We start from the raw sequence: 12,388 nt of genomic DNA on the forward strand, positions 1-12,388 counted from the left end.
GTACCCGGAAGTGGTCAGTCGTGCGATGTCTCGCTGGCATGCCACGCTCCGAGCGCCCGCCGCGTCATCCACGCCATCGCGGCAAACAGCGCAACGCCGGTCAGCGAGATCAGCAGCAAGGCCGCGAACATGCGCGGGATGTTCAGCCGAAAGCCCGCCTGCAGGATCTGATAGGCCAGCCCCGCCCCGCTGCCGCCGGTGCCGGCGACGAACTCGGCCACCACCGCGCCGATCAGCGCCAGGCCGCTGGAGATGCGCAGACCGCCGAAGAAGTAGGGCAATGCGCTCGGGATGCGCAACCGCATCAGCGTCTGCCAGCGCGTCGCCCGGTTCATGCGAAAGTAGCTTTGCAGGTCGACGTCGATGCTGCGCAGGCCGAGCGTGGTGTTCGAGATGATCGGGAACAGCGCGACCAGCGAAGCACAAATCACCATCGATGCGGTCGGGTTCTTGACCCAGATGATGATCAGCGGCGCCACCGCGACGATGGGCGTGACCTGCAAGAGAACGGCGTACGGAAAGAGCGCGGTCTCGATCTGCTTGTTCTGCACGAACAGGAACGAGATCAGCACGCCCGCGACCGTCGCCACCGCGAACGCGAGCACCGTGATCTCGAGCGTGACGAGCAGCGCCGAGCCGAGCGCGGCCCAGTCGGTGAAGAGCGTCTTCACCATCAGGAACGGCGACGGCACCAGATAGGGCGGCAGGTCCATGCCGACGACCAGACCCTGCCAGGCCGCGATCAGCACCATCGCGACGAGCCCCGGGTAGACGATGCGCTGCACCCGCGGCTGCTGCATCCACGGAACGGCCGCCTTGCTCATGAGCCTGTGGCCTCGGGCGCGACCGTGCTGGCCCGCAGCAGGCTGTCCTGCAACTGCTTGGCGTAGCGGCTGAACTGCGGCGTCACCATGAAGTCCGCTGTACGAGGGTACGGCTCGTCGATGTGGAACTCCTCGACGACGCGACCGGGGCGCGCCGCCATCATCACGACGCGGGTCGACAGGAACACCGCCTCGTGGATCGAGTGGGTGACGAACACGACCGTGAGCTTCTTCTGCGACCACAGTCCCAGCAGCTCGGCATCGAGCTTGTGTCGGGTGATCTCGTCGAGCGCGCCGAAAGGCTCGTCCATCAACAGCAGATGCGGGTCGGTCACCAGGCTGCGGGCAATGGAGACCCGCATCTGCATGCCGCCCGACAGCGCCCGTGGCAGGGCGGCTGCGAACCTGTCGAGCCCGACCAACTCGAGCGCATCGGTCACGCGTGCGTCGGCCTCGGGCCGGGGTACGCCGGCGAGGTCGAGCGGAAGGCGAACGTTGCCCTGCACGCTGGCCCAGGGCATCAGGGTGGGCGACTGGAACACGAACGCCAGCTTCTGCTCCGACGCCGCGGTCAGTGACACCGGCTTGCGCCACAGAAGCAAGCGGCCGTCGCTCGGTTCGAGCAGGCCGGCGATCATCTTCAGCAGCGTGCTCTTGCCGCAGCCCGACGGGCCGAGCAGCGTGACGAACTCGCCCTCCTCGACACGCAGGTCGACCGCTTGCAGCGCGTGGGTGCCGTCGGGATAGGTCTTTTCCGCCGACAGCACCTCGATGGCGGCAGGCGCGGACGCGGCGGGAGCCAGCATCAGGGCAGGACCTTCACGTCCTTGATGAACTCGGCCGTGTAGGTGTCGGCCAGCTTGACCTTGGCCGGGTCCAGCAGCTTGGACGACACCATGAAGTCGTAGCTCGCCTTCGCGCGCGCTTCGGTCATGACGCCGATGCCCAGCCTGGCCGCGTCGCCGCCCGTGACCATGCCCGACTCCTTCAGCTTGCCCACGCTGTAGGCGAGCTGGTCGTCGGTCATCTCGGGGTTGTCCTTCTTGATCAGGGCATTGCCCGGTGCGGGGTCGGCCAGGTAGCTCTTCCAGCCTTCGGCGGTGGCCTTGACGAATGCAGCGACTGCGACCTTGCGTTCCTTCAGGGTCTTGTCCATGCACGACACCGTGGTGGCGTAGGCCGGGTAGCCGAAGTCGCTGAACACCAGCACGTTGGCCTTCACGCCGGCCTTCTGGATCGCGTAGGGCTCCGACGTGATGTAGCCCTGCTGCACGGTGTTCTTGTCGGCAACGAAGGGCTGGATGTTGAAGGTGTACGGCCGGGTCTGCGCGTCGGTCAGGCCGAACTTGGCCTTGACCCAGGGCCAGTAGCCCTGGTTCGCGCTGGCCGCGATCAGGATCGTCTTGCCCTTCAGCTGCTCGAAGGTCTTCACGTCTTCGTGCGCGATCAGCACCTGCGGGTCCTTCTGGAACATCGCGGCGACGGTCGTGATGGGCAGGCCGTTCTCGCGCGTCTGCATGATCTGCAGGTCGCTCGACCCCATCACGCAGTCGGCCTGGCCGGCCGCCATCAGCTGGAAGATGTTGACCTGCGGGCCGCCCATCTTGATGGTCACGTCCAGCCCGGCCTTCTTGTACAGGCCGGTGGCCACCGCCTGGTAGAAGCCGCCGTGCTCGGCCTCGGCGAACCAGTTGGTCATGTAGACGAACTTCTCTTCGGCGTGCGCCGGTGCCAGCGTGGCGAGGCCGAGCAACCCGGCCCCGAGTGCGCGCCAGCCTGCGGCGCGGAAGGAAGAAGACACAGTTGCGGTCATGGCGTGAACTCCTGGTGGGATGAAATGAATGGCGTCACTCGAGGGTCTGCTGGACGTGGCCGGTGTGCTGCGCACGGCCCCAGGTGGGCTCGCTGCGCGCGGCCCAGCGCAGCTCGTGCAGCTCGGTGATGGCCTGGGCCCAGCTCGCGGCCAGCGAATCGAGAATGGCCTCGCCCTGCTCCAGCGTGGCGGGCAGCGGGTCGCCGATGATTCCACTCGGGCCGAAGTCGCGCGAGGTCCAGGCACACGCCGGACGGCCGTCGGGCGACAGCAGCTTCGACGGGAACTCCGGCGGGTAGTTGGTCACCGCGCGCTCCATGTGCACGGTGTCGGGCGCGAGCGCCAGCATGATCGCCGTCTCGGCATGGCCGGCGTGCATCGCGAGCTTCTTCTCGCGGTCCGACATGTAGCGGCCTGCCACGTGCGGCAGGCGCCAGGTGTGTTGCGGAACGACGATGTAGTCGCCATGGCGCAGCCGCATCTCGCGCGCCATGATCTCCATGATCTGCGGCTGGCCACCGTGGCCGTTGACGATCAGCAGCTTGCGAAAGCCGGCGCGATAGACCGATTCGGCGACCTCGATCATCGTCGCCAGCAGGGTCTCGCCGGTCAGCGTGATGGTGCCTGGAAAGTGCAGATGCTCTTCCGACTTGCCGTAGGTGATCGGCGCCATCGCATACGCCGGCACCTCGGGCGCGAGCCGCGCCAGCGCATGCCCGACCACGCCCGAACTGATCACGGTGTCGACCGCGCACGGCAGGTGCGGGCCGTGCTGTTCGGTCGCGCCGGTGGGCAGCACGATCACGGTGTTCTCGCGGTCGGGCAGCGCCGCGATCTCGGTCCAGCTCAGGTAGGGAAGAAAGCGGTGCGGCGGGTTGTAGCCATGCAGCATGGTGGGTTCCTCGGAAAGCTCAGCGTGAAGGCAGGTAAGCCGTGGCCTCGACCTCGATCAGGATCTCGGCGGTCGGCAGCATGGCGCTGACCTCGACGACCGTGGACGCGGGCGGCTCGCCGGTGAAGAACAGCTTGCGAACGCGGCTGTAATGCGGAAAGTGGTCCAGGTTCCTGAAGTACTGCACGAGCTTGAACACGTCGGTCATCTGCCCGCCCGCGGCCTCGACGGTCTGGCGGATGCGGTCCAGCACGTACCAGCTCTGCGCGAGGATCGGACCTTCCTTGATGTCGGTCGAGAACTCGCCGGTGCGGCCCAGCTGTTCGGCCGCCGCGTCGGGGATGTCGGCATAGCCCTTGACGATGGTCGAGGCGGCCGGGTCGACGGCGATCACGCCGGACAGGAAGACGAAGTCGCCGACGCGGCGATAGGCCGCGTAGCGGGCCAGCGGTTGGGCGATGCCGGGGATCGATGGGTTCATCGCGATGTCTCCGTCACGTTCTGCCAGTTCCCCGGCACGCTGCCGGCCACGACCCGCCCGGCACGCAGCACCACGCGCGATTGCGCGCGCGTCGGCCAGCCGTGTGCATCGGCGGCGCCGAAGATCACCAGGTCCGCGATGGCGCCGACACGCAACGGCGGCGCATTCGGCGTGCGCGTCAGCCAGTCGCCGCGGCAGATCGATTCCGACCACTCGTCGAAAGGCTGCTCGAGCTGCGCCGCGAGCGCGCCGACCGCCAGCGCCTCGACCGGGTCGAAGCTGCCGGCGCGGCAGAACGCGTCCTGCACGTTGTCGGTCGAGATCAGCAGCGGGATGCCGCGCGCGCGTGCCTCCTTGACCAGCGTGAGGCCGCGCCGGCGCGGTGTGCGGCCGGTCTGTGCGTCCTGCAACAGCAGGTTGGTGGTGGGCAGCGAGACCATCGTGATCGGCGCCGCGGCGACCGCGTCGAGCGTGGCCAGCGCCTGTGCTTCCGGCTGGGCCGCGAGCGCGCAGGTGTGGCCGCACACCACGCGACCGCTGAAGCCGATCTCGCACAGCAGCGCCGCGGTGGTGGCGAGGCCCTCGGCCTGCGGGTTCAGCTCTTCGTCGCAGTGCAGGTCCACATCGAGGCCGAACTCTTCGGCGGCTTCGAACACGTGGCGCAGCGACAGCGCACTCCAATTCGTCGAATGCACGAAGGCGCCGAGGCACGCGCCGGGGCCGCCGGCCGCGACGGTCTTCGCCAGCGTGCGCGCGCCGGCGCGCTCGGCGAACAGGTGCAGCGCGATCAGGCTCACGCGCTCGAGCGCGATGCGGCCGGCCCATTCCTCGCCGAGCGCGCGCAGCACGTTCCACGCCAGCGGTGTGCCCTGCGGCTCCCACCAGTCGCAGTGCGTGCGCAGCTTCACCACGCCGGCCTCGAACGCCCATTGCAGGCAGCGCGAGGCGCGCTCGTGCACGTCGGCGAGGGTCCAGGTCTCGCGGTCGGCGGTCATCGTCTCGATGGCGGCGAGCAGGCCCGGCTTCAAGGCGCCCAGGCGCGCGAGCGTGAAGGCCTTGTCGATGTGGGTGTGTGCCTCGACCAGACCCGGCAGCATCGGTGCGCCGTGCAGATCCCAGCCGTCGGTGTGCGTGCCATCGTGCGGCGCGATGGATTCGATGCGGCCCGCGGCCAGCCGCACATCGGCGAGCTGCGGTTCGGCGCCCCGCATCGGCCACGCGGCCGGCAGGCTCCAGCGCGGCAGTCGCGCTCGAAGAAGGGTGCTCGGTGCCGCCGCGTTCATGCACTCATCCGAATCGCGCCATCGCCGCGCCGACGCGCAGCCTGAATCGGTCGAGCTGCGGGCGCGTCGCCACGTTCATGTGGTAGTAGGCGTGGTAGTCCACCTTCGCGCGGCCGCCGGTCAGCACCCGCAGGTAGCGCGTGATCACCTTGCGCGGCGGGTCGCCCATCATGAACGCGGTCCAGCGTGGCCGGCCGTAGGTGACGACCGCGGCGATGCGCTGGATGTGCGTGAGCGCCGGCTTGACGTTCTTCGGATCGCTCAGGTCGAACGCGACACCAGGCAAGAACACGCGGTCGAAGAAGCCCTTCAGCATCGCCGGCAGGCCGAAGCACCAGGTCGGGAAGCAGAACACCAGCGCCTCGGCCCATTCGAGCCGCTCGACGTAGCGCGCGACAGGCTGCCGGTTCGAGGTGATGTCGTGGTAGCCCAGGCGCTCGGCGCGCGACAGCACGGGGTTGAAGTCTTCAGCGTACAGGTCGCAGTCGTCGACCTCGTGGCCGGCCGCGCGCAGGCTGGCGACCGCCTGCGCGTGCACGGCCGCGCTGTAGCTGGTCTCGACCGGATGGGAGTAGATCACGAGCACGCGCATATCTGACCGTTTGATCTGATCTGGTGGTCAGACAGTCGCAAGTACGGTGCCAGCCTGCGGCTGCGCCGCCGTGGCTGCGCCCTTGCCGTTGCGGCCTATTCCGGTGCGAGACCGCAGCCCATCAGCACAAGGGCGGTGAGCTCGCGCTGAATCGGTTCGCGGTCTATTGGTGCATCCGGCGCCTGGCCCAGCATCACGCGCACCTGCACCGCGTAGTCGGCGTAGTGCTGCGTCATGCCCCAGATGTGCATCAGCAGCAGGCGTGCGTCGAGCGGGCGCATCAGGCCTTTCGCGATCCAGCCGTTGATCAGGTCGACCTTCGCCTGCGTGGAGCGCACCGCGAGCGGCCAGTAGCGCTGCAGGTTGGGTCCGCCGCCGAGCAATTCGTTGGTGAAGATGCGCGACAGGCCCGGGTTGTCGAGCGCGTAGGCGAGCTTCTTGTGGATGTAGTGCGTCAGCACGCGGCGCGGGTCGACGCTGGAGGCGTCGAACGCGAAGGCTTCGGACCAGCCCTGCAGCACCGCGAACAGCAACTCCTCGTAAAGCTCGTCCTTGCCCTTGATGTAGTAGTGCAGCTGAGGCTTGGTCAGCCCGGCACGTTCGGCGATCGCCTGCGTCGAGGCGCCCTTGAAGCCGTGCAGCCCGAACTCGGTGATGGCGGCTTCGCGGATCTGCGCGAGGATGCGTTCGCGCCCCAGGCGCGCTCGCGAACGGGTGGGAAGTTCGGAAACGTCTGGCCTCATGAGTGTCCATTGGATCATGCCCACGCTTGCAGTTCGCGCACCGCGGCGCGAGCCGCGTGGCCGAGTTCGGCCAGATCCAGGCCGGGGATGTCGCCGTGCTCGACGACGCGTCTTCCGCCAACGAGCAGGGCGCGCAGGTGCGCGCGACCGCCGCTGGCGACGGGGGCGACCGCCACGTCATGCAGGCCGAAGTGGCGCGGATCCCGGTCGAGGGCATAGACCGCGATGTCGGCGGCCATGCCGGGCGCGAGGCAGCCGATGTCGGTCAGTCCGAGCACCTGCGCGCCACCGGCCGTGCCCCAGCGCACCACGTCCTCGACGCTCGCATCGCGCGCGCCGGCCTCGCCCGCGCCGCCTCGACACAAGGCCGTGGCCGCCTCGCCGCCGCGCGCACGCTGCATCAACCACGCGGCATGCACTTCCGAGATCATGTCGGCCGCCTCGTTGGACGCCGCGCCGTCGACCCCGATCGACACCGCCACGCCGGCGTCTTCGAGCGCGCGCACCGGCGCGATGCCGCTGCCCAGGCGCCCGTTGCTCTGCGGGCAGTGCGCGATGCCGGTGCCGGTGGCGCCCAGCAGCGCGATCTCCTCGGCATCGAGCTTCACGAGGTGCGCGAACCAGACGTCATCGCCGAGCAGGCCGACCTCCTGGGCAAAGCGGATCGGCGACAGGCCGTGCTGCGCGTGTGCGGCGTCCTGGTAGTTGACGGTCTCCGACAGGTGCGAGTGCAGCCGCAGCCCGAGGCGACGCGCGGTGTGCACGGTGTCGCTCAGCTCGACCGGCCGCATCGCGAACAGCGGCGTCGTCGGCGCGGCGACGACACGGCGGAACGCGTCCGGCGCCGGGTCGTGGTACGCGGCGGCGAGCCGCTCGAGGTCGGCGAGGTAGGCGTCCAGCGACTCGGGCCGCAGCGCGAGCGGCAATTCGGCCTCGAGCTGGCGCGTCAAGGTCGCACCGCCGCGGCACAGCGCGAAGCGCAGGCCGAGCCGGTCGGCCTCGTCGAACAGGATCGCCGAGGCATCGAAGGGCATGCCCGGGTAGTACAGGTAGTTGTGATCGGCCACCGTGCCGCAGCCGGACAGCACGAGTTCGACCAGGCCGATGCGCGCGGCCAGGCGAAAGCGCTGCGCATCGAAGCCTGCCCGAAAGCGATACGGGGTGGCCGCGAGCCACGGCGTCAGCGTCGCGTTCAAGCCTTGCGGTTCGCCCTTCAGCAGCGACTGGAACAAATGATGATGGGTATTGATCCAGGCCGGGTAGACGACGCAATCGGTCGCGTCGATCGTGGGCTCGCCGGGCTCGGGCATGAGCGCGCCGATCGCGGCGATCTTGCTGCCGCGCACACGGATGTCGGGCCCGCGCACGCGTGCAGCGTCTGCGCGCATACCGGTGAGGATCGCGGCGGCGTTTCGGATCAGCAGCCCGCTCATGGCTTGGCCAACGCAGGTCGATGCACTTCGGTCTCGCCGTGTTCCGTCAACAGCGCCATCAGCAGCTTGCGGATCAGCAGCCCCGGCTTGTCCGAAGGCATGTGGAATTCCTGCCGGCGCCGCGTGTCGATGCAGGCGTCGGGGTCGGTTGCCTCGAGGATCTCGCGGTCCTCGGCGGTCACCGCGCCGTCCCAGTCGATCAGCTCCTGCGCCGTGCACTGGGCTTCGGTGTCGTTGCGGTACAGCCATTGCACCAGCATCATGCGTTCGTCGTCGATCGGCGTCGCGCAGTTGTAGATGATGTGGTCGATGCCGCTGTCGTAGCTGCAGCCGAAACGCCGCGCGAACGGCAGGTAGTAGCGGTTGACGAGGTGGCGCGTGACGGTCGGTGCGTCGGAGCCGGTCACGCGGTGCGCGGCCGGCGGGTTCAGGATCGGAACGCTCGATTCGCCCTCGAAGCCGTAGTCGGTCTCGACAAGTTCGTAGGTCTTCGGCACCGGCCGCTGCGCATCGCCGAAGGTGCCGCGGTGCACGAACGAGAAGTGCGCGTTGTCGAACGAGTTCTCCATCATGCGCACCGGGCTCGTCTTCCATTCCTGGTAGAGCTGGAAGATGCGGCGGTAGCCGGGCCGGCCGTCTTCGGGAAACTCGGGAATCGGGCGCAGCGGGTCATCGAGCGCCACCCACACGTAGCCGTATTTCTCCTGGCAACGAAAGGCCGGCACCTTGGCGCCGGCCGGGATCTGCTCGCCGTCGGTGAACTGCGGGATGCGCACGCAGCGGCCGCTGCAGTCGTAGGTCCAGCCGTGGTAGCCGCAGACGATCTGGCCGTCGACCACCTGACCCTTGGACAACATGGCGGTGCGGTGACAGCAGCGATCGCGCAACGCGGCCGGTATGCCGTCGGCCGTCTTCCACACCACGAGGTGCTCGCCGAGCAGCGTGAACGGCTTGGGGCCGTCCGCGATCGCACTGATCGGAAAGAGTGCGTACCAGAAGCGGCGCAAGACGGGTTGCTGAGTCACCAACATGGTGTGCGTTTCCTCCGTTGGGTTCAATGGCGAACACAAACGCCCGTGAGGGCACAGAGCGGTCGCATGACCGCCCCCGGAGCAATGACCCACGACGCGCGACTTCGGCGCGCCGTTGCCGGCTTCTACTCAGTCGAGCATCTAGCAATCGCTGTGCCATCGAGTTGTCGGCTGTCTCGGCTGGCAACCATGATTGCCGACAATACGCAGTCGATTGTTGGCATAGATCGTGCGACGACCGGGGCCTCACCAACCCTTCCAGGCACTCAATGTTCACGCTCCCGTTCGTACAACGGTCTATCGTTCGCGCCGTCATCTTCAGCGCATCCGTCATGGCCGCGATCCCGTCGGCGGTGCATGCCGCAGACTGGAGCGACACCTCGATCAGCGCACGCTACGGCAGTTCGTTCGCCGAGCCCTACGACAACAACGCCGATGGTTCGCGAAGGGACATCAAGAAGGGCATCATCGCGCTGACCCACACCAGCGGCTACAAGTACGGCACGAACTTCTTCAACGTCGACATGCTCGCCTCCGACCACAACGACCCGGCGGGCGGCGTGGCTGGCAGCTCCGGCGCGCGCGAGGTCTACGCCCTCTACCGCCACGTGCTCGACCTCGGCAAGGTCAGCGGCAAGGAGCTCAAGTTCGGCCCGGTGCGCGGCGTCGGCGTGACCGCCGGCTTCGACTTCAACACCAAGAACGACGGCTACGCCTCGAGGAAGCAGATGCTCGTTGCCGGCCCGACGCTGATGCTCGACGTGCCCGGCTTCGCCAACCTGAGCGCGCTCGTCTTCCGCGAGAGCAACGCACCCGGCGGCATCTCGCGCTACTACTACAAGACGCACGGCGCGCTCGAGCTCGACTGGGGCATCCCGATCGGCTCGTTGCCGCTGTCGTTCAACGGCTATGCGCTCTATATCGGCTCGAAAGGCCAGAACGAGTTCGGCGGCAGCACTGCACCCGAGACCCACATCGACATGACGCTGATGGTCGACGCCGGCGTGATGATGGGCCTGCCCAAGCACACGGCGCTGATCGGCCTGGAGTACGAGTACTGGAAGAACAAGTTCGGCAACCCGACCGTGGCCTCGGGCGCCGGCCCGGGTGCGACCGCGCACACGCCGATGGTGCGCGCCGAGTACCACTTCTGAGCATCGAGATGACGACCATGCACAGAAGAACTCTGCTGACCACCATCGCAGCCACGGCTTCGCTGGCCGCGACGACACTGCTGACGGCCCCGCTGGCCACGGCAGCGACACCATCGGCCGCCGGACCGCTGAAGATCGGCTTCATCTACGTCGGACCGGTCGGCGACGCCGGATGGACCTTCGCGCACGACACTGCACGCAAGGCGCTCGAGGCCAAGTACGGTGCCAAGATTCAGACGACCTTCGTCGAGAACGTGCCCGAGGGACCGGATGCGGAGCGGGTCATCCGCGACCTCGTCTCCCAGGGCAACAAGCTCGTCTTCGCCACCAGCTTCGGCTACGGCGACGCCATGGAGAAGGTCGCCAAGGACTTCCCGGACGTCTACTTCGAGCACGCCACCGGCTACAAGACCGCGCCGAACCTGCGCGTGTACGAAGGTCGCTTCTACGAAGACGCCTACCTGGCCGGCATCGTGGCCGGCAAGACGACGAAGACCAACACGCTCGGCTTCGTCGGCGCCTTCCCGATCCCCGAAGTGATGCGCAACCTGAACGCCTATCTGCTCGGCGCACAAAGCGTCAACCCGAAGGCCAGGCTGAAGGTCGTGTGGGTCAACGCCTGGTTCGATCCGCCGAAGGAAGGTGAGGCGGCGCAAGCGCTGATCAACGGGGGGGCCGACGTGCTGTTGCAGAACACCGATTCGAGCGCCGTGCTGCAAACCGCGGGGAAGAACGGCAAGAACGCGTTTGGCTGGGACAGCGACATGAGCAGCTTTGCGCCGAAGGCCCACCTGGGATCCTGCGTGTTGACCTGGAGCGTGTACTACGAGAAGGCTGTCGACGACGTTCTGAACAAGACGTGGAAGACCGGTGCCACGAAGTGGGGCACCAAGGAGGGCATGAACGACTTCGTCAAGATCGCCGCCAGCGTGCCGGAGGACACGAAGAAGCTGGTCGAGAAGGCGAAGGCCGGGCTGAAGAACGGCACGCTCGCCGTGTTCAAGGGGCCGCTGTTCGACAACACCGGCAAGGAAGTGCTGGCCAAGGACAAGGTCGCCGACGACGAGTGGAACAGCAAGGTGACCTTCTACGTCCAGGGCGTGGAAGGCAAGTCGCCGGCCAAGTAAGCGGCGCGACGCACGGCATGATCGAACAAAGTCTGTGGCACCCCGTGGCGAGCGTCACGAGCCTTGGCGCGGCGCCGATGGCCGTGCAACTCCTCGAGCAGCCGCTCGTGCTGTGGCGCGACAAGACCGGCGCGCCGCATGCCTTTGTCGACCGCTGCCCGCACCGCGGCGCGCGACTCTCGCTGGGTTGCATCCGTGGCGGCGAGCTGGAGTGCCCCTACCACGGCTGGCGCTTCGAAGGCGGCGGTCGGGTCGTGGCGATCCCCGCGCTGCCGGGCTTTGCGCCGCCGCAAGCCCATCGTGTCACTGCCCACGCCGTGCGGGAGCATTGCGGACTTCTGTGGGTACGGCTCGATAGCGCGGCGACCGACGACCACGGTCCGCCGGCGTTCGTGGCAGAGCAGGACCAGCGCCTGCGCAAGGTGACCTGCGGCCCCTACGACGTAGCGACGAGCGCGCCCCGAATCGTCGAGAACTTTCTCGACATGGCGCACTTCGCATTCGTCCACGAAGACTGGCTGGGCGACCGCGCGCACATGGCGATCGACGACTACCGCGTCGACACCACCGCGGACGGGTTTCTGGCGACCGGCTGCCGGGCATGGCAGCCGCGTTCGAGTGTCCATGCCGAGAGCGGTGCGATGGTCGAGTACACGTATGAGGTGAACGCGCCCTACACGGCGGTGCTGTGCAAGGTGCCCGATGCCGCGAGCGTCGGCATCGACGCTTTTCGAGAGTCGATTGCGCTGTTCATCTGCCCGGTCTCGGCCGAATCGAGCCGCGTGTGGTTTCGCCTGGCGATGAACGACTTCAAGTCGCCCGACGAGACGCTGCAAGCCTTCCAGGACACGATCTTCAGCCAGGACCGGCCGGTGCTCGAATCGCAATCGCCCAAACGCCTGCCGATTTCGGAGCGCGCGGGCGCGATCGAATTGCACAGCGCGGCCGACCGCAGCTCGGCGGCCTATCGGCGCTACCTTCGAGAGCGTGGCGTCGGATTCGGCGTGTGCTGACC

Annotated in this window: 13 protein-coding genes; 3 read left to right on the forward strand and 10 right to left on the reverse strand. The window is 67.7% G+C overall.

The genetic code is table 11. From position 1 onward, the window contains the following. Positions 1–14 precede the first annotated feature (14 nt). The 10 genes from AC1DTW_RS03345 to AC1DTW_RS03390 form a co-directional block, all read right to left on the reverse strand. The gene (locus AC1DTW_RS03345; protein ID WP_477979108.1) at positions 15–824 is read right to left on the reverse strand and encodes an ABC transporter permease; all 810 of its coding nucleotides are present in this window, start codon (positions 822–824) and stop codon (positions 15–17) included. Then, positions 821–1,630: an ABC transporter ATP-binding protein gene (locus AC1DTW_RS03350; RefSeq protein ID WP_477979110.1), complete on the reverse strand. Its 810-nt coding sequence runs from the start codon at positions 1,628–1,630 to the stop codon at positions 821–823. The genes AC1DTW_RS03345 and AC1DTW_RS03350 overlap by 4 nt, the downstream gene beginning before the upstream one ends. Further along, positions 1,630–2,637, reverse strand: a complete 1,008-nt coding sequence (locus tag AC1DTW_RS03355) for an ABC transporter substrate-binding protein (RefSeq protein WP_477979113.1) — start codon at positions 2,635–2,637, stop codon at positions 1,630–1,632. The genes AC1DTW_RS03350 and AC1DTW_RS03355 overlap by 1 nt, the downstream gene beginning before the upstream one ends. Before the next feature lie 34 nt (positions 2,638–2,671). Continuing rightward, a complete protein-coding gene (locus AC1DTW_RS03360; protein ID WP_477979115.1) occupies positions 2,672–3,529 on the reverse strand; it encodes a creatininase family protein in 858 nt (285 codons plus the stop codon). 19 nt (positions 3,530–3,548) lie between these two features. Then, positions 3,549–4,010, reverse strand: a complete 462-nt coding sequence (locus tag AC1DTW_RS03365; protein WP_477979117.1) for a RidA family protein — start codon at positions 4,008–4,010, stop codon at positions 3,549–3,551. Next, positions 4,007–5,293: an amidohydrolase family protein gene (locus AC1DTW_RS03370; RefSeq protein ID WP_477979119.1), complete on the reverse strand. Its 1,287-nt coding sequence runs from the start codon at positions 5,291–5,293 to the stop codon at positions 4,007–4,009. The genes AC1DTW_RS03365 and AC1DTW_RS03370 overlap by 4 nt, the downstream gene beginning before the upstream one ends. Before the next feature lie 4 nt (positions 5,294–5,297). Further along, complete coding sequence (locus tag AC1DTW_RS03375) at positions 5,298–5,885, reverse strand: NAD(P)H-dependent oxidoreductase (RefSeq protein WP_477979121.1); 588 nt, start codon at positions 5,883–5,885, stop codon at positions 5,298–5,300. A gap of 95 nt (positions 5,886–5,980) precedes the next feature. After that, positions 5,981–6,628: a TetR/AcrR family transcriptional regulator gene (locus tag AC1DTW_RS03380; protein ID WP_477979123.1), complete on the reverse strand. Its 648-nt coding sequence runs from the start codon at positions 6,626–6,628 to the stop codon at positions 5,981–5,983. Between the two features lie 14 nt (positions 6,629–6,642). After that, a complete protein-coding gene (locus AC1DTW_RS03385) occupies positions 6,643–8,061 on the reverse strand; it encodes an amidohydrolase family protein (RefSeq protein ID WP_477979125.1) in 1,419 nt (472 codons plus the stop codon). Beyond that, positions 8,058–9,092, reverse strand: a complete 1,035-nt coding sequence (locus AC1DTW_RS03390) for an aromatic ring-hydroxylating dioxygenase subunit alpha (protein WP_477979127.1) — start codon at positions 9,090–9,092, stop codon at positions 8,058–8,060. Before AC1DTW_RS03390 ends, AC1DTW_RS03385 begins: the two co-directional genes overlap by 4 nt. A gap of 332 nt (positions 9,093–9,424) precedes the next feature. Here AC1DTW_RS03390 and AC1DTW_RS03395 point away from each other — a divergent pair, with 332 nt between their 5' ends. Genes AC1DTW_RS03395 through AC1DTW_RS03405 form a run of 3 tightly spaced genes read left to right on the forward strand, consistent with a single transcriptional unit; the run spans position 9,425 to position 12,386 of the window. Next, the gene (locus AC1DTW_RS03395; protein ID WP_477979129.1) at positions 9,425–10,246 is read left to right on the forward strand and encodes an outer envelope protein; all 822 of its coding nucleotides are present in this window, start codon (positions 9,425–9,427) and stop codon (positions 10,244–10,246) included. A gap of 8 nt (positions 10,247–10,254) precedes the next feature. Continuing rightward, positions 10,255–11,373: a BMP family ABC transporter substrate-binding protein gene (locus AC1DTW_RS03400; RefSeq protein ID WP_477979131.1), complete on the forward strand. Its 1,119-nt coding sequence runs from the start codon at positions 10,255–10,257 to the stop codon at positions 11,371–11,373. 17 nt (positions 11,374–11,390) lie between these two features. Next, positions 11,391–12,386: an aromatic ring-hydroxylating dioxygenase subunit alpha gene (locus tag AC1DTW_RS03405; protein ID WP_477979133.1), complete on the forward strand. Its 996-nt coding sequence runs from the start codon at positions 11,391–11,393 to the stop codon at positions 12,384–12,386. Positions 12,387–12,388 lie beyond the last annotated feature (2 nt).

Source organism: Rhizobacter sp. P5_A1 (genome assembly GCF_056400745.1).

Bases quoted from the DNA above. Each gene is read 5' to 3' on its own strand.
- AC1DTW_RS03345 (WP_477979108.1), bottom strand. From the start codon at position 824: ATGAGCAAGGCGGCCGTTCCGTGGATGCAGCAGCCGCGGGTGCAGCGC.
- AC1DTW_RS03350 (WP_477979110.1), bottom strand. From the start codon at position 1,630: ATGCTGGCTCCCGCCGCGTCCGCGCCTGCCGCCATCGAGGTGCTGTCG.
- AC1DTW_RS03355 (WP_477979113.1), bottom strand. From the start codon at position 2,637: ATGACCGCAACTGTGTCTTCTTCCTTCCGCGCCGCAGGCTGGCGCGCA.
- AC1DTW_RS03360 (WP_477979115.1), bottom strand. From the start codon at position 3,529: ATGCTGCATGGCTACAACCCGCCGCACCGCTTTCTTCCCTACCTGAGC.
- AC1DTW_RS03365 (WP_477979117.1), bottom strand. From the start codon at position 4,010: ATGAACCCATCGATCCCCGGCATCGCCCAACCGCTGGCCCGCTACGCG.
- AC1DTW_RS03370 (WP_477979119.1), bottom strand. From the start codon at position 5,293: ATGAACGCGGCGGCACCGAGCACCCTTCTTCGAGCGCGACTGCCGCGC.
- AC1DTW_RS03375 (WP_477979121.1), bottom strand. From the start codon at position 5,885: ATGCGCGTGCTCGTGATCTACTCCCATCCGGTCGAGACCAGCTACAGC.
- AC1DTW_RS03380 (WP_477979123.1), bottom strand. From the start codon at position 6,628: ATGAGGCCAGACGTTTCCGAACTTCCCACCCGTTCGCGAGCGCGCCTG.
- AC1DTW_RS03385 (WP_477979125.1), bottom strand. From the start codon at position 8,061: ATGAGCGGGCTGCTGATCCGAAACGCCGCCGCGATCCTCACCGGTATG.
- AC1DTW_RS03390 (WP_477979127.1), bottom strand. From the start codon at position 9,092: ATGTTGGTGACTCAGCAACCCGTCTTGCGCCGCTTCTGGTACGCACTC.
- AC1DTW_RS03395 (WP_477979129.1), top strand. From the start codon at position 9,425: ATGGCCGCGATCCCGTCGGCGGTGCATGCCGCAGACTGGAGCGACACC.
- AC1DTW_RS03400 (WP_477979131.1), top strand. From the start codon at position 10,255: ATGACGACCATGCACAGAAGAACTCTGCTGACCACCATCGCAGCCACG.
- AC1DTW_RS03405 (WP_477979133.1), top strand. From the start codon at position 11,391: ATGATCGAACAAAGTCTGTGGCACCCCGTGGCGAGCGTCACGAGCCTT.